A 20,233-nucleotide genomic window follows, 5' to 3' on the forward strand; every position below is an offset into this window, starting at 1 on the left:
GGCGCCTAATCCGTCTGCCCGCCGACCAGGCGGGACACCTGGAGCAGATGGCCGTCGCGCGCGAATTCGGGGATGCGGGCATAGAGGCCGATGCAGCGGGCCAGCGCCGGCGACACGTCGAACAGGCAGACCCCGTCGTCCCCCAGGGGCAGGCTATAGACGGAGCGGACCGACTCGCTGGGTTCGAAGGGCTGACCAAGTTCCGGCTGCATGCCGTTTCTATGGCCGCCGGTCTCTTACCAAAGACTTAAGTTTCCAAATCGTAAACGCCCTGAAACCGGCGTTTCCGGGCGGTCGGCGGTCTCTTCGGCGTTAATGATCCGATGCCGTGCGGACGAGCCGGAGGAAGGAGATATCCCGCCGATCCGGTATCCGCACGGTCAGCGTCGCGGCGGTGGCGTCGGCGGTGGCCGGGACGGGCTTGTCGTCGAGCGTCGCGGTGGGGGCGGGGCCGTTCCAGCCGTGGATCACCACGTCGATGTCGTGCCACCACGGTTTATAGCTGCCGTCGCGTTTGTCGAAGCGGAGTTCGAGGCCGGTGGGCGTGACCGAGCAGCGGACCGTCTGGCGGAGATACGCGCCGCGCTGATAGCCGAGGCTGTGCCCGTCGTCGGCATAGAGCGTGCCTGCACAGCCGTCGCCGGGATAGACGGCCAGCTCGAGCGCGCCGACCGGCGTCTCCATCGTCGACTGGACCAGCGGCTGGCGAGGCAGGATCGTGCCGGCGCGGACATAGACGGGCAACTGGTCGAGCGCGGGCTTCTCCTGCACCACCTGCCGCGTGCCGCGCATCCGGGGCGTGGCGGGCTTGCCCGTCCAATAGTCGAACCAGCCGCCCTTGGGCAGGCAGACGTCATACCAGCCGGGCGATTCCGGCTGTGGCGGCGGTGCCACCAGCAGCTTGCCGCCGACGGTGAAGACCATGTCGCTGGGGCAATCGGTGTCGAGCGCGTCGGGATAGTCCATGAACACGGGCCGCATCATCGGCAGGCCGGTGCGCGCCGTCTCGTCCGCCACGGCGTAGAAATAGGGCATCAGCCGGTAGCGCTCCTCGATGAAGCGGCGGCGGATCGCCTCGTGGACGGGGCCGTGGACCCAGGGCTCCTGATAGGCCGTGTCCTTGGCGCTGTGATCGCGGAAGATCGGCTGGAAGGCCCCGATCTCGATCCAGCGGGTGAGCAGATCGGCCGACGGCGTGCCGAGGAAGCCGCCGACGTCGGCGCCCGACCAGGCGAAGCCGCTCATCCCGAGGTTGAGCAGCATCGGCACCGTCATGCGCAACTGGTTCCAGGTCGAGCTGTTGTCGCCCGTCCAGGTCGCGGCATAGCGCTGCCCGCCCGCGAAGCTGGCGCGGGTGAGGACGAAGGGCCGCTCGTCGGGGCGGAGCTTGAGCAGGCCGTCATGGGTGGCGCGGCTGTTCTCCATGCCGAAGATGTTGTGGATCTCGGCGTGGGTGGCGGTGCGCGTCGCGAAGCCGGGCTCCTCGATCCGGTGGAGATTGCTGAGCGGCATGGTCTTGGACGGGGTGTTGAAGACCGCGGGCTCGTTCATGTCGTTCCAGAAGCCGGCGATGCCGTCCGCCACGAAATCCTTGTAGAGCCCGCCCCACCAGTCGCGCGTGCTGGCGCGGGTGAAGTCCGGGAACACCGCCGGGCCGGGCCAGACCGGGCCGACATAGAGGACGCCATCGGCCTTCTTGACGAAATGATCGCCGACGAAGCCGGTGTCGTAAGGGGCGTAGCCCTGGTTCGGGGCGAAGGCGATGTGGAGATCCGTGATGGCGACGGTGCGGATGCCCTGCTGCTTCAAATCGGAGACCAGCCCGGCCATGTCGGGGAAGGTCTTGGTGTTGACCGTGAAGGGGCGATTGCGATCCTGATAGTCGATGTCGAGCCAGAGCGCGTCGAGCGGGATATGATCCTGCCGATAATGCTGGGCGATGCCGCGCACCTCGTCCGCCGACATGTAGCTCCAGCGCGACTGCTGGAAGCCCAGCGCCCAGAGCGGCGGCAGCGGCGAGGGGCCGGTGAGCCTGGCATAGCGCTGCACCACGTCCTTCACCGTCGGTCCGGCCAGAACATAATAGTCGATCGGCCCGCCGTCGGCGCCGAAGCGGAGCGTGTCGCTCTGCCCCTTCCCGAAATCGAAGAAGCCGCGCCAGCTATTGTCGAGGAACAGGCCGGCGGCGGTGCCGTCGGGGCCTACCGGGATGACGAAGGGGATCGATTTGTAGAGCGGATCGGTCGTCTCCTGGAACGGGGAGTCGCTGTTCCAGGTGACGAAGCTGCCGCCCCGGCGATCGAGCGGGCCGGTCTTGTCGCCCAGCCCGAAATAGCGCCAGTTGGCCGGCATCGCCTTGGCGAGCTGGAAGCCCGCGCCGCCGCCCGTCGCGGTGCGCCTGGCCGGCGCGTCGATATCCTTCAGCAGCACATGGCCGGCGGTGTCCGCCACCGTCAGCCCGCCCGTCGCGGGATCGACCGTGACGACCAGACCGGCGCCGGCAAAGCCCCATGTCAGCGGCGTCACCGGCGCGGTCGCCTGCCGCGCCTCGGGCAGCACCGCCCAGGAGGCGTCCTCGCCAAGCTGGCCCTCCAGCCCGATGCGGACGCGGACCGCGCCCACCGCCAGCGCCGTCACCCGCGTCAGCCGCCGGCCGGACCACACGTCCATCCCGTCCGGCCGCATCACCACGCGGGACCGGATGGGCAGAACCGAACTCTGAAGGTTCGTCGGCCGCACCGCCGACAAGGCGGGGGAGGCGAGCAGGGCCGAGAGCAGAAGGGCCTGTCGGATCATCAAAGCTATTCCCTTGTGAGCCCGTCCCCCGGCCGGCGGGCGGAAAAGCGCGGCGGTCCTATGCGCCGAATGGCTCGACGGTGGAACCAATTTGTTTCACGTCCGATCTTCCCTCGCGGCACTGGCGCGCGCGTCGTAGGAGGGGTTTGTGTTCACGGAGGCATTGATGCGGGCGAGCGATCCGTATCCGGTACATTCCGGCAGATCGTCCCCGCGCGGATGAGCAACGGGACCGGACGGATAGGGCGGCGGGCCCTGATCGGCGGACTGGCCGGTCTCGCGGCCGGCTGCTCGTCGGTGAAGCTCCGCTCGCCGATCAGCCTGCGCTCGCCGATCGTGGAGACCTCGGCCTCCTCGGGGATGCCGCCGCTCGCCAACACGCCCGAGATCGAGGCCTTCCTCGACGATGTGCAGTTGCGCACCTTCGCCTATTTCTGGTGGACCACCGAGCCCAGGCGCGGCCTCGCCCCCGATCGCTTCCCGACGCTCAACTTCGCCAGCATCGCGGCGATGGGCTTTGCGCTCACCGCCTTCGTGATCGGGGTGGAGCGCGGCTATGTCCCCCGCCAGCAGGCGGCGACGCGCACGCTCGCCATGCTGCGCTTCCTCGCCGCGACCGAGCAGGGCGCCAAGCCCAAGGATATGATCGGCTATCAGGGTTTCTTCTATCACTTCCTGAGCCTCAAGACCGGCACGCGTTTCCAGCAGACCGAGCTTTCCACCGTCGACACCGCGCTGCTGATGGCGGGCGTGCTGCTGGCCCAGACCTATTACGACCGGCCCGAGGAGGCCGAGATCCGCACGCTGGCCGACAAGCTCTACAGCCAGGTCGACTGGCGCTGGGCGATGACGCGCGCGCCGGTCGTGGCGCTGGGCTGGACGCCCGAGCGTGGCTTCATCCCCTATGACTGGGTGGCCTATAACGAGGCGATGCTGGTCTATGTGCTGGCGCTGGGCGCGCCGATCTATGGCCTGCCGCGCGAGAGCTGGGATGCCTGGAGCGTCCGCCTCGCCACCTTCTGGACGGATTCGGGCAGCCTCTCGATGCTGCGCTTCCCGCCGCTGTTCGGCCATCAGTACAGCCATGTCTGGATCGACTTCCGCAAGATCCAGGACGATTTCATGCGGAGCAAGGGCAGCGATTATTTCGAGAACAGCCGCCGCGCCACCATCGCCCAGCGCAATTATGCGCTCGCCAATCCGCTCGGCTGGCGGGGCTATGACGCCAACCTCTGGGGGCTGACCGCCTGCGACGGGCCGGGCGACGTCACCATCGACATCAATGGCGAGCAGCGGACCTTCCATTCCTATCTGGCGCGGGGCGTGGGGGCGGTGGACGACGGCACGCTGGCGCCGACCGCGCCGGGGGGCTCCATCCCCTTCGCGCCGGAAATCTGCATCCCGGCGCTGATGGCGATGCGCGATCGCTACGGCGATCATCTTTACGGAACCTATGGTTTCTACGATGCCTTCAATCCGACGTTCCAGGCGGTCGGCAAGGCCCAGAACGGCCGGGTCATCCCCGGTCAGGGCTGGTTCGACACCGATTGGTTGGGCATAGATCAGGGGCCAATATTGGCGATGATCGAGAATTACCGAACAGGTCTGATCTGGAGCATCATGCGGCGCAATCCATATATCCGCGCGGGCCTCACCAAGGCCGGGTTCACCGGCGGCTGGCTGTCGGCGGCATGAGCGGGCGGGGCGGCATCGGGCGGCGCGCCGTGCTGGCGGGCGCGGGCACGCTGGCGATGGCGGCGCGGCCGGCCTTCGGCTTCGCGCTCGGCCCGACGGGCAAGGCGACACCGGCGTTCATCGAGGCGCTCATCAAGCGCATGACGGTGAAGGAGAAGGCGGGCCAGCTCACCATCATGGCTTCGGCGATCGGCGGCGGGGCGGCCACCCGGCTCAACCCGCCGAGCAGCCGGGCCAATGTCTCCCAGCAACTCGCCGATGCGAGGGCGGGGCGGCTGACCGGCATCTTCAACGGCGCGGGATCGGACTGGCATCGCCGTCTCCAGCAGGCCGCGATGAGGAGCCGGCTGCGCATCCCGATGCTGTTCGCGGCCGACGTGATCCACGGCTTCCGCACCGTCTTCCCGGTGCCGCTGGGCGAGGCGGCGAGCTTCGATCCCGAACTCGCCCGCCGCACCGCGCGCGCCGCCGCCGTCGAGGCCTCGGCGGCGGGCATCGACCTCACCTTCGCGCCGATGGTCGACATCGCGCGCGATGCCCGCTGGGGCCGCGGCGTCGAGGCGAGCGGAGAGGATGTGCTGGTCGGCTGCCGCTTCGCCGCGGCGCGGGTGGCGGGATTCCAGGGCCGATCGATCGCGGCGGACGATGCGGTCGCCGCCTGCGCCAAGCATTTCGCGGCCTATGGCGCGGGCGAGGCGGGGCTCGACTATAACAGCGTCGACGTTTCGGAGCGGACGCTCAGGCAGGTCTATTTCCCGCCCTTCCAGGCCGCCTTCGCGGCGGGCGCGGCGGTCACCATGGCGGCGTTCAACGAGATTTCGGGCGTTCCCGCCACGGCCAATCACTGGCTGCTCAGCGACGTGCTGCGCGGCGAATGGAATTTCCGCGGCCTCGTCGTTTCCGACTACACCGCCGACGAGGAGCTGATCGCCGCCGGCTATGCCCGGAACGGGCGCGAGGCGGCGCGGCTCGCCTTCCTCGCCGGCGTCGACATGAGCATGGAGAGCGGGCTCTATCTCCAGCATCTGCCGGCGCTGGTTGCGTCCGGTGACGTGCCGATAGAGCGGCTCGACGAGGCGGTGCGGCGCGTGCTGACGCTCAAGGCCGAGCTGGGGCTGTTCGACGATCCCTTCCGCCGCCTCGTCCCCGGACGCGAGCGGGCGCGCGTGCTGACCCCCGAGGCGCGGAAGCTGTCGCGCGAGGCGGGTGCGCGCTCGGTCGTGCTGCTGCGCAACGAGGACGATCTGCTGCCGCTGCGTTCGGACGGCGGGCAGAAGATCGCGCTGATCGGGCCGTTCGCGCAGGGGCCGCATGACCTGATCGGCCCGTGGAACGTCTATGGCGACGATGCGCAGGCGGTCGATCTCGCCACCGGGCTGGGCGCCGCGATGCGCGATCCGACGCTGCTCAAGGTGGCGCGCGGCTCGGACGTCGAGACGGCGATCCCCGGCGGCATCGCCGAGGCGGTGGCGGTGGCGCGGATGGCGGACATCGTGCTGCTCGCGCTGGGCGAGAGCGAGGAAATGTCCGGCGAGGCGCAGTCGCGCACCGAGGTGGTGCTGCCCGCGCCGCAACAGGCGCTGGCGGACGCCGTGGCGGCCACCGGCAAGCCGGTGGTCGTCATCCTCAAGAATGGTCGCGCGCTGGCGCTGGAAGGCTCGGTGCTGGCGGCAGAGGCGATCCTCGTCACCTGGTTCCTCGGCAGCGAGACGGGCAATGCGCTGGCCGACGTGCTGTTCGGCAGGGTCGCGCCGTCGGGGCGTCTGCCGGTCAGCTTCCCGCGCGAATCCGGGCAGGAGCCTTATCATTACGACCACAAGCCCACCGGTCGCCCCGCGCCGGCCGGCCCCCGGCAGCCCTATAAGGCGCAGTATCGCACCTCGCCCAACGAGGCGCGTTTCCCCTTCGGGCATGGCCTCACTTACGGGCGGATCGTCTATAGCGGGCTCGACATGGGGAAGAGCCGGCTGTCGGCCGACACGCCGCTCACCGTCACGGCTCGCATCGCCAATCGCGGCACATGGCCGGCGGACGAGGTGGTGCAGCTCTATATCCGCGACCGGGCGGCCAGCATCACCCAGCCGGTGCGCCGCCTGATCGACTTCCAGCGTGTCGCCGTCGGGGTGGGGGAGAGCGAGGAGGTGCGCTTCACCATCCGGCGCGAGGATCTGCTGTTCGTCGGGCCGGACCTCAAGCCCACCGTCGAACCGGGCTGGTTCGATGTCTGGGTGGCGCCTTCGGCCGCGGACGGGCTGGAGGGCAGCTTCGAACTCGTCGAGTGAAAGCGGCCGCCCCTCTGTAAATGCCATCGACCGCTTCCCATATAGGCTCGGTGCTCGTCGCGTGCGGGGTCTTCTCCGGCCATAGGAGCTTGATGTGAAGAAGCGGAACTTCCTGGTCGCGGCGGTGGGCGGATTGGCGCTTCTCGTGGCCTCGCCGGCGCTGGCCCAGCGCGGCGGCGGCTCGCACGGCGGCGGTGGTTTCCATGGCGGTGGCGGCGGTTTCCACGGCAGCGGAGGTTCCCACGGAGGCGGCGGCTGGCATGGCGGCGGCGGAAACTGGCGCGGCGGTGGTGGCTGGCATGGCGGCTATCGCGGCGGCGGCTGGCGCGGCGGTTATCGCGGGGGCTGGGGCGGCTGGTATCCGGGCTATGATTATGGCTGGTACGACCCATGGTTCTGGGGCGGGAGCGGAGTGGCGCTGGGCTATGCGCTCGGGGCGGGGGCCTATGATGACGGTTATGGCTATGGCTATCCCGACGCCGGTTATGGCGCTTATGGCGATGGCTATGCGTGCCAGCCGGTCTGGGATCCGTCGCTCAACCATTATGTCCCGGCCTGCGGCAACTGAGGCAGGCTAGTCTGCCGGCCCCTTCCTCACCCGCACGAGGGTGAGGGGGGCGGTCGGAACGGACGTGCTTGACGCGCGCAATGTTCCTTTCTTTGGCATCAAGGGCGGTGTCGCAGGGCGAATCGCGCTGCCAAGGGGATCGTCCATGTCCGCACCTGAGCTGAGCCTGCTCGCCAAGCGCCGTTTCCTGCCTCTGTTCGCGACCCAGTTCCTCGGTGCGTTCAACGACAATCTCTATCGGTCGGCGATGCTGTTCCTGGTATCTTTCACGCTCTACCGGGGCGAGGCGGATCGGGCGGCGATGGTGGTGGTGATCGCCGGCGGCGTGTTCATCCTGCCTTATTTCCTTTTCTCCTCGGTGTCGGGGCAGCTTGCCGACCGGATCGACAAGGCCCGCATCGCCCGCGTGGTGAAGATCGCCGAGGTCGGGATCATGGGGATCGGCTGGTGGGGCTTGCACAGCGGTTCGATGCCGCTGCTGATGACCGTATTGTTCGCGATGGGCACGCATTCGACGCTGTTCGGGCCGGTCAAATATTCGATGCTGCCCCAGCATCTTTCCGAGACCGAGCTGATGGGCGGCACCGGCCTCGTCGAGGCGGGGACGTTCCTCGCCATCCTGCTCGGTCAGATCACCGGCGGGCTGATGTCGGCGGATACGGCATCGGTGCTGCTCCTCGGCGTCGCGGCGCTGGGGCTGGCCGCCAGCCTGTTCATCCCACCCGCGCCACCTGCCGCGGATCGCCCGGCGGTGGAGCTGAACCTCGTCCGCTCGACCGCCGAGATCGTGCGCCATGCGCGCCGCAATCGGCCGCTCTTCCTCGCCATCCTCGGCATCAGTTGGTTCTTCGCGCTGGGCGCGGTGTTGACCCAGCAATTCGTGCCGCTGGTCGGCCATCTCAATGCCGCGCCGGAGGTGGGGGCCTTCTTCCTCGGCCTCTTCTCGGTGGGGGTGGCGATCGGATCGCTGCTGGTGAGCCGGCTGCTGGGCGGCGAAATCTCGGCGCGCTATGTGCCGGCCTCCGCGCTGGTGCTGGCGCTGGCGGTGATGGACCTCGGCTTCACCGTCCATGGCCTGCATCCGGCCGAGACGACCGTCGGTGTCGCGGACTTCCTTGCCCGGCCGTCGAGCTGGCGGCTGGTTGCCGACCTCGGCGTGATCGCGATGGCCGGCGGCGTGTTCATCGTGCCGCTCTACGCGTTGCTCCAGACGCTGGGCGATCCGGCCAGCCGCTCGCGCGACGTGGCCGCCAACAACATCGTCAACGCGGCCGGCATGGTGCTCGTCTCGGCGGGTGTGGCCGGGCTGATGGCGATCGGCGCGGACAGCGCGATGCTGTTCGGCGTGCTGGGGCTGCTCGGGCTGGTGGCGGCGGCGGTCGCCTGCGCCTTCCTGCCCGAGCCGGTGCGGCGGCGCTGGGCGGGGCGCTTCCTGCGCCTCCGCCACGCTTTGGGCCGGCCCTGAGCGATCAGGCCTCTTCGGGCTCCTTGCCGGCCCAGAGCTTGCGCAGGTGGTGCGCGGCGAGCTTGGGCCGGCGATCGCGCGTGAACACGCCCTTCTGGTTGAGCGCGCTGATCCGCATGATGCTCTGCGCCGTGCGGAAATCGGCGAAGGCCCAAGGGTGCGTGCCGACCACGAAGGGAAAGCGGCCGAGCACGCGCAGATACATGGCGATCAGATCCGCCTGATATTCCTCGGTCCACATCTCGGCGGGGTGGGCGTGGCTGCCGGCGATGGCGTCGGCGCCGAACTCGGTGAAGATGATCGGCTTGCCCGGATGCGCCTGGCGCAGCGCCTGCACCTCCTTCTCCAGCACGACCGCCGCATCGTCGATCCGGCCGGAGACGGCGTACCAGCCATCATAGCTGTTCTGGCAGATCACGTCGCCCTGGCCGACCCATTCGGCCGGCCCGCCCTGCACGCTCACCATCGCCACCGGGCGGGTGCGATCGAGCGCGCGGACATGGGCGAACATGTCCCTGAAGAAGGCGGTGCCCTTGCCCACCGCGTCCGCCGGCGCCTCGTCGAGCGTGTGGAAGGGCTTGGTGAGCGACTCGTTGGCGATCGACCAGAGGATGACGCAGGGGTGGTTCTTGTCGCGGTCGATCAGGTCGGTGAGATCGGCGGTGAGCTGCTTGTGGCGCGCGGCGATGATGTCCGCCCGGTCCGAGAAGGTGAGGCTCACCCCCGGCGTCTCGCCGATGACGAGGAAGCCATATTCGTCGGCCAGCATCATCGCCTCCTCCGAATAGGGATAATGCGAGGTGCGGAAGCTGTTGGCGCCGATCCACTTGAGCAGCTCGAAATCGCGCACCAGCACCGGCAGATCGAGCCCGCGGCCGTGGAGGATGAAGTCCTCATGCTTGCCGAAGCCGGTCAGGTGGACGGGCTCGCCGTTGAGCAGCAGCCGGTCGCCGTTCACCTCGATCGTGCGGATGCCGATCCTGAAGCTGTATTCGTCGAGCCCGTCTCCCAGCGTCACCGTCAGCGTGTAGAGGAAGGGGTGGTTCGGCCCCCAGAGCTTCGCTGACGGGATACGAACCGTCCCGGCACCACGCCCGCCCGACACCTGCACCGGCACGCGGATCGGCGAGGGGCCGCCCGAGACGGTGAGCGTCGCAGCACCCGACCAGCCGCCCGCGACGGTGAAGGACACCTCGGCCACGCCGGTCGCCCCGGAACGCGTGGTGACGACGCTCACGTCATGGACGTGGGCGGCCGGCGTGGTGAACAGCCAGACGGGGCGGTGCAGGCCCGAATAAGGGAAAAAATCGTAGGATGTCTGCGGGAAATCCTCGAGATAGAAGCGCGAGGTGGCGGGATCTGGGATCGCGGGGACGCGGGCCAGCTCCAGCTTGTTCTCCACCATCACGACGAGGCGATTGGGCTGGTCGAAGCGGGCGGCCTCGCCGATGTCGAAGGCGAAGGGCAGGTGGCCGCCCAGATGCTCGCCGAGAAGCTGGCCGTTCACCCACACCTTGGCGCGATACACCGCCGAGCCGAAGCGCAGATGGACGCGCTCGCCCTTCCAGGCGGGATCGAGGTGGAACTCCGTCTCGTACCACGCCGCGCCGAAATAATTGCGGGCATCGTCGAACAGGTCGTTCCAGCTACACGGCACCGGGATGGCGCGCGTGCCGGCGAGCCCCTCATGCCAGCGCTGCGCCTCGCCCTCGTCCTTCGGGTCGAGCTTGAAACGCCACAGGCCGGAGAGGTCGCGCGTCGCGCGGGTGGCGCTGGCGTGCGGATAGAGGCGCGTCGGGCCTTCGGGGGCGGGGAGGGGCGCCCGGATCGGGCCGTCCGCCGCCGTGGCGGCATCCGCGAGGCCGGCGACCGCCACGGCCGCGCCGACTGCCCCGAACGCCTGCCGGCGGGTGATCTCCGTCGCGGGGCGGGGCGGGGTGTCGGTCATGTCAGTCCTCTCCTGATCCTGTGACGGGCGACACCGCGACGCTGTTCCACGCCTGTGGCTCGGCCGATGCACACCGGATTAGCTGGTCAGGCCACATGCGGCAAGCACCGAGAAGAGAAACCCGCCGATCGTCGCGCATCATCTCCGTGGCGGATTTGCCACGCTTGCAGAAGCCCTGTCAGGCCGATGGAGATGTTATGCATTACCAATGTTGCAAAAGGCCTGACCACTGATGTATCGCCGAGAGCGGGGAGCGGCGCGCCCTGTGCCGCAGAAACAAAAATCCCGGAGAGGAACAACCATGCGAAACCTGCTCGATGCCACCATCTTGTCGCGATCAACGGCCGGCGCCGCACTGGCGCTGCTGATCGCGTCGGGCGCACAGGCGCAGACGGCATCGGAGCCGGCCGCGGCCGTGCAGACGGCGGATGCGTCCGCGCCGGGCGGCGGCGAGATCATCGTCACCGCGCAGAAGCGCGCGCAGAATCTCCAGAACGTGCCGCTCGCCGTGCAGGTGGTCGGCGCGCAGCAGCTCCAGTCGAACGGCGTGCGCGCCTTCACCGATCTCAACCGCGTGGCGCCGTCGCTGGTCGTGCGCCCGGCGGAGAATCCGGTGAACGCCTCGGTCTCGATCCGCGGCGTCGGCACCTTCGCCTTCTCGATCGGCGTGGAGCCGAGCGTCGCCGTCGTCGTCGACGACGTGCCGATCTCCTTCCAGGCGCGCGCCTTCGCCGACCTCTCCGACGTCGAGCGGATCGAGGTGCTGCGCGGGCCGCAGAGCACGCTCTACGGCAAGTCCGCCTCGGCGGGCCTCATCAACATCGTGACGCCGGCGCCCAGCGACCATCTGACCGGCAAGGTGACCGGCCTCGCCACCACCGACGACGAGTGGCAGGGCCAGGCGATGCTGTCCGGCCCGATCACGCCGAATCTCGGCTTCCGCACGACGTTCAACTACGACAAGTTCGACGGCAACATTCACAACCTCGCCGACGGCGACAAGATCAACGGCCGCCGCATCCTCTCCACGCGCAACAAGCTGCGCTGGGAGCCGGCGCCCAACGTCACGGTCGATGCGGGCCTCGATTACATCAATGGCCGCACCACCACCGGCCGTCCCTTCATCGACATCGCCGACGGCGCGCTGCTGCGCGGCAATCCGGCCTATCCGCAGTCGGTGATCTCGCCGGGCGTGACGGTCGGCCCGAACAACCGCGATGTGGTCAACAACTTCACCACCGGCACCCAGTATCACGATCTCGCGGAATCGCTTCGCGTCTCGTGGGACATGGGCGGGCCGACGCTGATGTCGATCACCAGCCACGACAAGTTCCTGATGCACGACCAGCTCGATCAGGACGAGACCGCGCAGCCGAGCATCGACAACCGCCAGTTCGGCAATTTCAGCTCGCGCCAGTGGACGCAGGAACTGCGCCTCGTCTCGCCGGGGCATGATCGCTTCCGCTACACGCTCGGCCTGTTCTACGCCGACGTGGATTACAGCCGCGATTTCACGCGCGGGCCGGTCTATTCGCAGGCGCGCTGGCACGCCACCGCCGGCTCGATCCAGGAAGCGGGCTTCGGCCAGCTCGAATATGACATCCTGTCGCACACCACCCTCATCGCGGGCGGCCGCTACAGCCATGAGAAGGTGCGCAACACCTTCCTCGACATCCTCGCCAACAACACCTTCTACCATGGCAGCGACGGCGACAGCTTCGGCACCTACAAGCTGAGCGTCCAGCAGCATGTCGGCAACAATGTGATGCTGTTCGCGACCTATGCGACCGGCCACAAGGGCGAGACCTACGATCTCTCCACCGGCTTCAACGCCACGCGTGAAAATCCGGTGCGGCCCGAGACCTCCAAGGATTGGGAAATCGGCGCCCGCACCCAGTTCTTCGACAAGCGCGTGACGCTGAACGTCACCGCCTTCAACACGCGCTACAAGAATTTCCAGGCGCAGGGCGTCGAATATATCGACGGAACGCCCAATTTCCGTCTCGACAATGTCGGCAAGCTGCGCACGCGCGGCATCGAGGTGGAGAGCGCTTTTCGCGCGACCCCGGACCTCAACCTGAACGTCTCGGCCACCTATCTCGACGCGAAGATCACCGATTTCCCCTTCGCCCAGTGCTACACCAGCCAGACGGCGGCGCAGGGCTGCATCCCCGCGACGGTGGCGGCGCCGGGCGCGCCGTCGGTGCCGGCGCATCAGGATCTGTCCGGCTCACGCCCGCCGCAGGCGCCGAAGTGGAAGCTCGCCGCTGGCTTCGATTACAGCCACGATCTGGGATCGCTGCCGTTCCAGGCGGTGGTGACGGGCGCCTATACCTATCAGAGCAAGTTCAACTTCTCGCTCAATCAGGATCCGCAGACGATCCAGAAGGGCTATGGCATCGCCAACCTGTCCTTCGGCATCCGCCAGCCTGACCGGCATTATGAGGTCATGGCCTTCGTCAACAACCTGTTCGACAAGCATTATTACGACAACCTGACCAACTCGTCCGGCAATTACGCGAACGCTCTGGCGATCCAGAGCTATCTCCCGCGCGATTTCCGTCGTTACGCGGGCGTCAGGGCGTCCTATAGCTTCTGATCGCTTACCCCTCCTGGCGGTGGCGGCGGCCCCTGACCGTCACCGCCTCTTTCTTCCCAACCCTGTTATTGCGGAGCCCAGTACCATGCCCAAGATCACCGGCGCCAAGGTCATCGTCACCTCGCCCGGCCGCAACTTCGTCACGCTCAAGATCGAGACGGACGAGGGCATCTACGGGCTGGGCGACGCCACGCTCAACGGCCGCGAGCTCGCGGTCGCCAGCTATCTCACCGACCATGTCATCCCCTGCCTGATCGGCCGCGACGCGCACCGCATCGAGGATGTGTGGCAGTATCTCTACAAGGGCGCCTACTGGCGTCGCGGCCCGGTGACGATGTCGGCCATCGCCGCCGTCGACACGGCGCTCTGGGACATCAAGGGCAAGGTCGCGGGCCTGCCGGTCTACCAGCTTCTCGGCGGCGCCAGCCGCGAGGGCGTGATGGTCTATGGCCATGCCAACGGCAAGACGATCGAGGAGACGATCGACAACGCGCTCCACTACAAGTCGCTGGGTTACAAGGCGATCCGCCTCCAGTCGGGCGTGCCGGGCCTCAATTCCACCTATGGCGTCTCCAAGGACCGTTATTTCTACGAGCCCGCCGACGCCGACCTGCCGACCGAGAATCTCTGGTCCACCGAGAAATATCTCCGCTCCGTGCCGCCGCTGTTCGAGAAGGCGCGCGAGGCGCTCGGCTGGGACGTCCATCTGCTCCACGATGTCCACCACCGCCTGACCCCCATCGAGGCCGGGCGCCTCGGCAAGGATCTGGAGCCCTTCCGTCCCTTCTGGATGGAGGATGCGGTGCCGGCCGAGAATCAGGCGAACTTCCGCCTTGTCCGCCAGCACACCACCACGCCGCTCGCGGTGGGCGAGATCTTCAACTCGATCTGGGATGCCAAGCAACTCATCGAGGAGCAGCTCATCGACTATATCCGCGCCACCGTCGTCCATGCCGGGGGCATCACCCATCTGCGCCGGATCGCGAGCTTCGCGGACATGCACAATGTCCGCACCGGCTGCCATGGCGCGACCGATCTCTCGCCGGTCTGCATGGCGGCGGCGCTGCATTTCGATCTGTCGGTGCCGAATTTCGGCATCCAGGAATATATGCGCCACACGCCGGAGACGGACGCCGTCTTCCCGCACGCCTACAGCTTCGAGGATGGGCTGATGCACCCCGGCGACAAGCCCGGCCTCGGCGTCGACCTCGATGAGGAACTAGCCGCGAAGTATGAATATAAGCGCGCCTATCTGCCGGTGAACCGCCTCGAGGACGGGACGATGTTCCACTGGTAAGCCGCTGTCGCGACAGCGTGGCTGATATAACGAAGGCCCGGCCGATCATCTCGGCCGGGCCTTCGCCTTGTCGGGAGGGCGGGGCGTAGCCGCCCGCCCGATCAATAGGTGCCGGAGAAGCTCCGGTTGAGATCGACGCCGCTGCGGCCGTCGCCATCATCGTCGCGCCCGAACAGGCCGCGCCGATCCTCCTCGTCGCGCCAGGCCTGCTGGGTCTGCTCGGCGGTTCTGGACAGGTGGACCTTGTCGTCGACCATCTGGATCCAGGACGAGGGGATCGAGTGATGATGGCCGCCCGCGTCGCGATCGGTTCGGGTCAGCAGGATGCGGTCGCCCCGGACATGATCGATCGTGCCGACATGCTCCCCGTCGGAGCCGACCACCTCCTGATGTTCCTTCGCCTTGCGCAGGGCTTCCCGCTGCGTCTGCCGGTTCTGGCGCCAGGCCGAGAATTCGCTCTCGAAGCGCGACTGGTTCTCGCGGCGATATTCGTCATAGTCGCGGTCGAACTCGCTGAGCTGGCGGCTGCGCCAGCCATGATAGCCGTGCTGATCCTCGGGGTGGCCGCGCCGGCCGTAGAGCGCGCGATATTCGGCGGTTCGCCAGCTATCGTCGTCATCATAGCCCGCATCGCCATAGGTGCGATGGGTGCCGTAGTCCGTTCCGAACTGACGATCCTCGCCCGGCCCCGGATAATAAGTGGAATAGGGGCTGTAGCCTGACGCATAGCGCCGGCGTGCATCCCCGGACTGGTTGCTGCGCGTCCAGCGCGGATAGCCGTCCGGGCTCGAATAGCCGCCCGGCTGATAGCGGGCGTAGCGCCCGCCCTCGTAGCGATCGCGGTTGTAACGCTCGTCATAGATTTCATCGAGCCGGCGGCGGCGTTCGGCCTCCTCGTCGCCGAACCAGGAGCGGACCTCGTCGCCGGCCCGATCGAAGAAGCCGCGATCCTCGTCATAGCGGCGATAGCGATCGCCCGCGTCGCGATCATAGTCGCGGGCAGTGTGGTAGCGGCGATCGGTGCGTTCATAGCCCATGATGGCTGATCCTTTCTCCTGGAAGACGGACGCCGCCCGGTGTCGACGGCTCGCGCGTTGCCCGGACGATCGACCAGGGAACGGAAGAAAATCCTTGATGTTCCGATCGTTACGCTGGCGTTGGGCGGCGCGCGCGGTCGGCCGGGGCCGGCCGGAGACGGGCCGTGAAGGGGCGAATCCGATTTTTTGATTTTTGCGTGTTGCAGCGCGCGAAAGGGGCGGCTAAAGGGACGGCCCCGGCGGGTGCGGGGCTGTAGCTCAGATGGGAGAGCGCTGCAATCGCACTGCAGAGGTCAGGGGTTCGATTCCCCTCAGCTCCACCAGCCCCGCCGGGTCTTTCCTCACATTTCGACTGGCTGAAACGATATCGCTCCGGCGGTCGGTGAGGCTGTTCGCCGCCTCTTGCGGGCGGCGGTCGATCGGCGTCATGGATGGCCGATGACCGAGGATGATCCCGCTTTTCCGGCCGCGTCGCTGATCCTGATGCGCGAGCGCCGGGCCGGGCCGCCCGAATTGCTGATCGTGCAGCGCAGCGCCTCCCTGGTGTTCGCGGCCGGCGCCTATGTGTTTCCGGGTGGCCGTGTCGACCCCGCCGACTATGAGGCGGCGCGCCGGCTCTGCCCCGCGCTGGGGCCCGAGGAGGGCGCCGCCCGCATCGCGGCGGTGCGTGAGACGCTGGAGGAGACGGCTATCGTAACCCCAGCGGCAGGGGCGCTGGTGCCCTTCGCGCGCTGGTTGCCCAAGGAGCAGGTGAAGCGGCGTTTCGACACGCGCTTCTATCTGGCGGAGGCGCGGGGCGAGGCGATCCCCGTGGCGGATGGTGTGGAGACGGCCGCCGCCTTCTGGACGACCGCCGGAGACCTGCTCGCCCGCTGCGCGCGGGGTGACGGGCGAGCCATCTTCCCGACCCGGCGCCTGCTGGAGCGTTTGGCTCGCTTCACCCGTTTCGCGGACGCGCGCGCGGAGGCCGAACGACTGCCCCAACGGATCATCACCCCCTGGGTGGAGCATCGCCCCGACGGCGACTGGCTGCGCATCCCGGACGACGCCGGCTACCCGATCACGGGCGAGCCGGTGGATACGGCGATGCGCTACTGAGCGGGCAAGGGGAGAGGGCTCAGGCCTTCTCGATCGTGCATTGGAGCGGATGCTGGTGCTGGCGGGCGAAGTCGACCACCTGCGTCGCCTTGGTCTCGGCCACCTCGTGGCTGAACACGCCGCACACGCCCACGCCCTTCTGGTGGACGTGCAGCATCACCCGCGTCGCATCCTCGATGTTCATGCGGAAGAAGCGCTGGAGGCACAGCACGACGAACTCCATCGGTGTGTAGTCGTCGTTCAGCATCAGCACCTTGTAGAGCGAAGGCTTCTTGGTGCGGGTGCGCGTGCGGGTGGCCACGCCGAGGCCGGTGCCGGCGTCGTCGCCTTCCTTGCCGGCGGCCATGGCGCGCATGGTGCGGCTGTCGATGCTGTGGATATCGGTCTGCATGGCTAGGGCGCAGGATATGGTATCGGCCGGCACCAGAGCAAGAGGCCGGCGCGGTTAATGCGGCGAGGCCCGCCAAAAGGCGGAGGCCCCAAACGCAAGACGGCCGCCCCGGATGGGACGGCCGTCTCCTTCATCTCTCGCCGAAGCGGATCAGAAAGCGGCGTTGGCCTTGGCCTTCTCCACCGCGACCGCGAAGCGGTTCGACAGCGGCTGGGTGATCTCGCCGGCGAGCTTGAGCCACGCCTCGGTCACCTTCGAGCTTTCCGCCACGGCGGCGTCGAACGACGACTTCATATAGTCGCTCTGGAGCTTGAACAGCTCGGTCGGCGACTTGGCCGACGCGAAGGTCTTGAAGGCCGTGCTGCTGCTCTCGAACGACTTGCGGGCGTAGTCGGCGGCTTCCTGGCCGAGCGACTCGGCGGCCTTGGCGGCCAGCTTCGACGATTCGACGATCGCCTCGACATTGCCCTTCTGGAACTCGGTGAGTTCCTCGCCGAGCTTCACGCTCTTCTCATACGCGCCCTTGGCGCGCTCGCTGACTTCGCCGAACAGCGCCTGGACGCGCTCGCTGGCATCGGCCGTGAACTTCTTGGCGGTTTCCTGCGCCTTGGCAACGGTGTCGTTCATCGTCTTGCTTCCCTCGGTGATGGCAGCGGTCGTGATCGACGCCGCCTTCTTCGTCCCAGTTTCGACGGGAGCGGCCACGGGGGCCGGAACCGTCGGCGTATCCTGCTTGGTTGCGGCCACTTCTGCCGGCTTCGGCGCGGGCGCCTGAGCCGTGGGGGCCGACTTGGTGTTGGGCGCCGCAGACGCCGGCTTGACAGCCACCGGAGCGACCTTGGCGGGCGCGACGGCGGATGTTTCCTTGACGGTCGCAACCGGCTGCGGGGCCGGCGCGGATCTGGTTTCGACCGGAGCCGCCTTGGCGCTCACAGGAGCGGGCCGGGGCGCCGGGGTCGGCTTGGCGGCCACCGCCGGAGCGGCCTTCGGAGCCGGGCTCGCGACGGCCGGCCTGGCTGCGGGCGCAGGCCTGGGCGCCGCTGCGGACACGGTCTTCACCGTCGCCTTCGCCGCGGGGGCCTGCTTCTTCGATGTCACGGTCGTCGACTTCGTGTTCTCGGCCATGCCCTGCTCCAAGGCTGATCCATTACACTTATGTTGCGATGCACAATATCCGATTCGCATCGGCTGCGCAAGGTTTTTGTGCAGTGCAACATGGCCCCGTTATGGGGGTTTTGGTCGAACGGTCCGGGAAACGCGACGAACGGTTAGGGCTGCGTGACGTAGCGTCCGGGGGCGTCCTCGATCGCCTTGCGCTTGCCCTTGCCGGGGATGCGGGCGCTTTTGGCGGGCACGGTTTCGCCGTCATGCGCCAGAATCCAGCCGCGCCAGTCCGGCCACCAGCTCCCCTTGGTCTCCCGCGCCTGCTGGGCGAAGTCGCTCAGGGACGCGGCGGCCTCGTCGCTGGTCCAATACTGATATTTGCCGGCCGCCGGCGGATTGACCACGCCCGCGATATGGCCCGAGCCCGCCAGCACGAACCTCACCTCGCCGGCGAAATGCTCGGTGATCTTCCACACGCTTTCGGGCGGCGCGATATGATCCTCGCGGCCGGCCTGCACATAGGAGGGCGTCTTGACCTTGCCGATGTCGATCGGCGTCTCCGCCACGCGGATGCCACCCGGCCGGACGAGCAGATTGTCGCGATAGAAGTCGCGCAGATAGGCCTGGTGCCAGGCGGCAGGCAGGTTGGTGGTGTCGCCGTTCCAGTGGAGCAGGTCGAACGCCGGATAGTCCTCGCCGAGCAGATAGTTCTGGACGACATAGTTCCAGATCAGATCCCGCCCGCGCAGCAGGTTGAAGGTGACCGCCATGTAGCGGCCGTCCAGATAGCCCTTGTCGGCCGAGAGGTTGGCCAGCATGTCGAGCTGGGTGTCGTCGACGAACAGCGACAGGTCGCCCGCCGCGCTGAAATCCACCTGCGCCGTGAAGAAGGTGGCGGTGGCGACCCTGGCCGCCTCGCCGCGCGATTCGAGCAGCGCCAGCGTGGCGGCGAGCGTGGTGCCCGCCACGCAATAGCCGACGACATGCGCCGCCTCGACGCCGAGCAGCGCGCGCACCGTGTCGATCGCGTCGATCTGGGCGGCGACATAGTCGTCCAGCGTCACTCCCGCGAGGCTTTCGTCCGCCGACTTCCACGAGACCATGAAGACGCTCAGTCCCTGCTCCACCGCCCAGCGGACGAAGCTCTTCTTCGGGTTGAGATCGAGGATGTAGAAGCGGTTGATCCACGGCGGGAAGATGATGAGCGGGATCTTCGCGACGTCCGGCGTGGTCGGCGCATAATGGATGAGCTGATAGAGCGGCGTTTCGTGGATCACCTTGCCGGGCGTGGCCGCGATGTCCTTGCCGATCTGGAAGGCCGAGCGGTTGGAATGGGTGAGCTGCCCGCGTTCCATGTCGGCGAGCAGATGCTCCAGCCCCTTGAGCAGGCTCTCGCCGCGGGTCTCGGCGATCTTCTCCAGCGCCAGCGGGTTGGTCAGCGCGAAGTTGGAGGGGGAGAGCGCCTCGGTGAAGGCACGCGTCGCGAAGCGGAGCTGCTCGCGCTGCTTGTCGGAGAGCCCCTCCACCGCCTCGACCGAACGGAGCATATGGCCGGAGACGAGCTGGTAGGACTGGCGAATCAGGTCGAACAGCGGGTGGTCGCGCCATTGCGGGGCAGCGAAGCGGCGATCCTCGTCATGGCCGGCGGGGGCGGGCGTTGCCGGGTTCAGGAATCGCTGCCACAGCGACAGGCTGTCCTTCCAGAAATCGGCCTGCGCATCGATCAGCGCGTCGGTGTCGAAGCCGAAATGCATCGGGCCGGTGCCGGCCATCAGGCGGGAGAGATCGGGCATCGCCGGCATCGCGGGCTGGATCGCCTTGCGGGCGCCATATTCGAGCAAAAGCTGCTGCGCGCGGCCGATCACGCCTGTCCAGTGCTGGAGTTCGTCGAGCGTCGGCGCGAAGCCGGGCGCGCCTGGGGTGTCCGATGTTGCATGGTCCTTGCCCGCCACC

14 protein-coding genes and 1 tRNA gene are annotated in these 20,233 nt (G+C 67.8%); 8 read left to right on the forward strand and 7 right to left on the reverse strand.

Going from position 1 to position 20,233, the window contains the following annotated elements:
- Positions 1–5: 5 nt before the first annotated feature.
- Together FHS98_RS08330 and FHS98_RS08335 are read right to left on the reverse strand one after the other, a co-directional pair.
- Entirely contained in the window at positions 6–212 is a 207-nt protein-coding gene (locus FHS98_RS08330; protein ID WP_167102796.1) for a hypothetical protein, read from the reverse strand.
- A 100-nt stretch (positions 213–312) separates the two neighbouring features.
- Positions 313–2,796: a glycoside hydrolase family 31 protein gene (locus tag FHS98_RS08335; RefSeq protein ID WP_167102800.1), complete on the reverse strand. Its 2,484-nt coding sequence runs from the start codon at positions 2,794–2,796 to the stop codon at positions 313–315.
- A gap of 219 nt (positions 2,797–3,015) precedes the next feature.
- On the opposite strand from FHS98_RS08335, the gene FHS98_RS08340 reads away from it, so the two are divergent.
- The 4 genes from FHS98_RS08340 to FHS98_RS08355 all read left to right on the forward strand — a co-directional run bounded on the left by FHS98_RS08340 (position 3,016) and on the right by FHS98_RS08355 (position 8,806).
- Entirely contained in the window at positions 3,016–4,491 is a 1,476-nt protein-coding gene (locus tag FHS98_RS08340) for a glucoamylase family protein (RefSeq protein ID WP_167102804.1), read from the forward strand.
- On the forward strand, positions 4,488–6,773 hold the full coding sequence (locus FHS98_RS08345; protein ID WP_167102807.1) for a glycoside hydrolase family 3 N-terminal domain-containing protein: 2,286 nt from the start codon (positions 4,488–4,490) through the stop codon (positions 6,771–6,773). Before FHS98_RS08340 ends, FHS98_RS08345 begins: the two co-directional genes overlap by 4 nt.
- A gap of 94 nt (positions 6,774–6,867) precedes the next feature.
- Positions 6,868–7,341 carry a hypothetical protein gene (locus FHS98_RS18660; protein WP_208402116.1) on the forward strand — a complete coding sequence of 158 codons (474 nt, stop codon included), beginning with the start codon at positions 6,868–6,870 and terminating at the stop codon, positions 7,339–7,341.
- Positions 7,342–7,486: 145 nt separating this feature from the next.
- Complete coding sequence (locus FHS98_RS08355) at positions 7,487–8,806, forward strand: MFS transporter (protein ID WP_243847911.1); 1,320 nt, start codon at positions 7,487–7,489, stop codon at positions 8,804–8,806.
- 4 nt (positions 8,807–8,810) lie between these two features.
- On the opposite strand, the gene uidA is transcribed toward FHS98_RS08355, so the two are convergent.
- Positions 8,811–10,754, reverse strand: a complete 1,944-nt coding sequence (gene uidA / locus FHS98_RS08360) for a beta-glucuronidase (RefSeq protein ID WP_167102811.1) — start codon at positions 10,752–10,754, stop codon at positions 8,811–8,813.
- Positions 10,755–11,055: 301 nt separating this feature from the next.
- On the opposite strand from uidA, the gene FHS98_RS08365 reads away from it, so the two are divergent.
- Positions 11,056–13,353, forward strand: coding sequence for a TonB-dependent receptor (locus tag FHS98_RS08365; RefSeq protein WP_167102814.1), 2,298 nt, complete (start codon positions 11,056–11,058; stop codon positions 13,351–13,353).
- Between the two features lie 85 nt (positions 13,354–13,438).
- Positions 13,439–14,650: a D-mannonate dehydratase ManD gene (manD, locus tag FHS98_RS08370; RefSeq protein ID WP_167102817.1), complete on the forward strand. Its 1,212-nt coding sequence runs from the start codon at positions 13,439–13,441 to the stop codon at positions 14,648–14,650.
- A 101-nt stretch (positions 14,651–14,751) separates the two neighbouring features.
- Here the strand turns inward: manD and FHS98_RS08375 are convergent, their stop codons facing one another.
- On the reverse strand, positions 14,752–15,687 hold the full coding sequence (locus tag FHS98_RS08375) for a DUF2171 domain-containing protein (protein ID WP_167102820.1): 936 nt from the start codon (positions 15,685–15,687) through the stop codon (positions 14,752–14,754).
- 247 nt (positions 15,688–15,934) lie between these two features.
- Between FHS98_RS08375 and FHS98_RS08380 the strand changes: the two genes are divergently transcribed.
- A tRNA-Ala gene (locus FHS98_RS08380) sits at positions 15,935–16,010 on the forward strand.
- 115 nt (positions 16,011–16,125) lie between these two features.
- Complete coding sequence (locus FHS98_RS08385; RefSeq protein ID WP_167102823.1) at positions 16,126–16,785, forward strand: NUDIX hydrolase; 660 nt, start codon at positions 16,126–16,128, stop codon at positions 16,783–16,785.
- A gap of 19 nt (positions 16,786–16,804) precedes the next feature.
- Here the strand turns inward: FHS98_RS08385 and clpS are convergent, their stop codons facing one another.
- The 3 genes from clpS to FHS98_RS08400 all read right to left on the reverse strand — a co-directional run bounded on the left by clpS (position 16,805) and on the right by FHS98_RS08400 (position 20,232).
- A complete protein-coding gene (gene clpS / locus FHS98_RS08390) occupies positions 16,805–17,131 on the reverse strand; it encodes an ATP-dependent Clp protease adapter ClpS (protein ID WP_425057340.1) in 327 nt (108 codons plus the stop codon).
- Positions 17,132–17,326: 195 nt separating this feature from the next.
- Positions 17,327–18,301, reverse strand: coding sequence for a phasin family protein (locus FHS98_RS08395; RefSeq protein WP_167102826.1), 975 nt, complete (start codon positions 18,299–18,301; stop codon positions 17,327–17,329).
- Positions 18,302–18,444: 143 nt separating this feature from the next.
- Complete coding sequence (locus FHS98_RS08400; RefSeq protein WP_167102829.1) at positions 18,445–20,232, reverse strand: class I poly(R)-hydroxyalkanoic acid synthase; 1,788 nt, start codon at positions 20,230–20,232, stop codon at positions 18,445–18,447.
- Between the last annotated feature and the right edge of the window lies 1 nt (position 20,233).

The sequence above is a fragment of the Sphingomonas oligoaromativorans genome (assembly GCF_011762195.1).
Classification (GTDB): Bacteria; Pseudomonadota; Alphaproteobacteria; order Sphingomonadales; family Sphingomonadaceae; genus Solisphingomonas; species Solisphingomonas oligoaromativorans.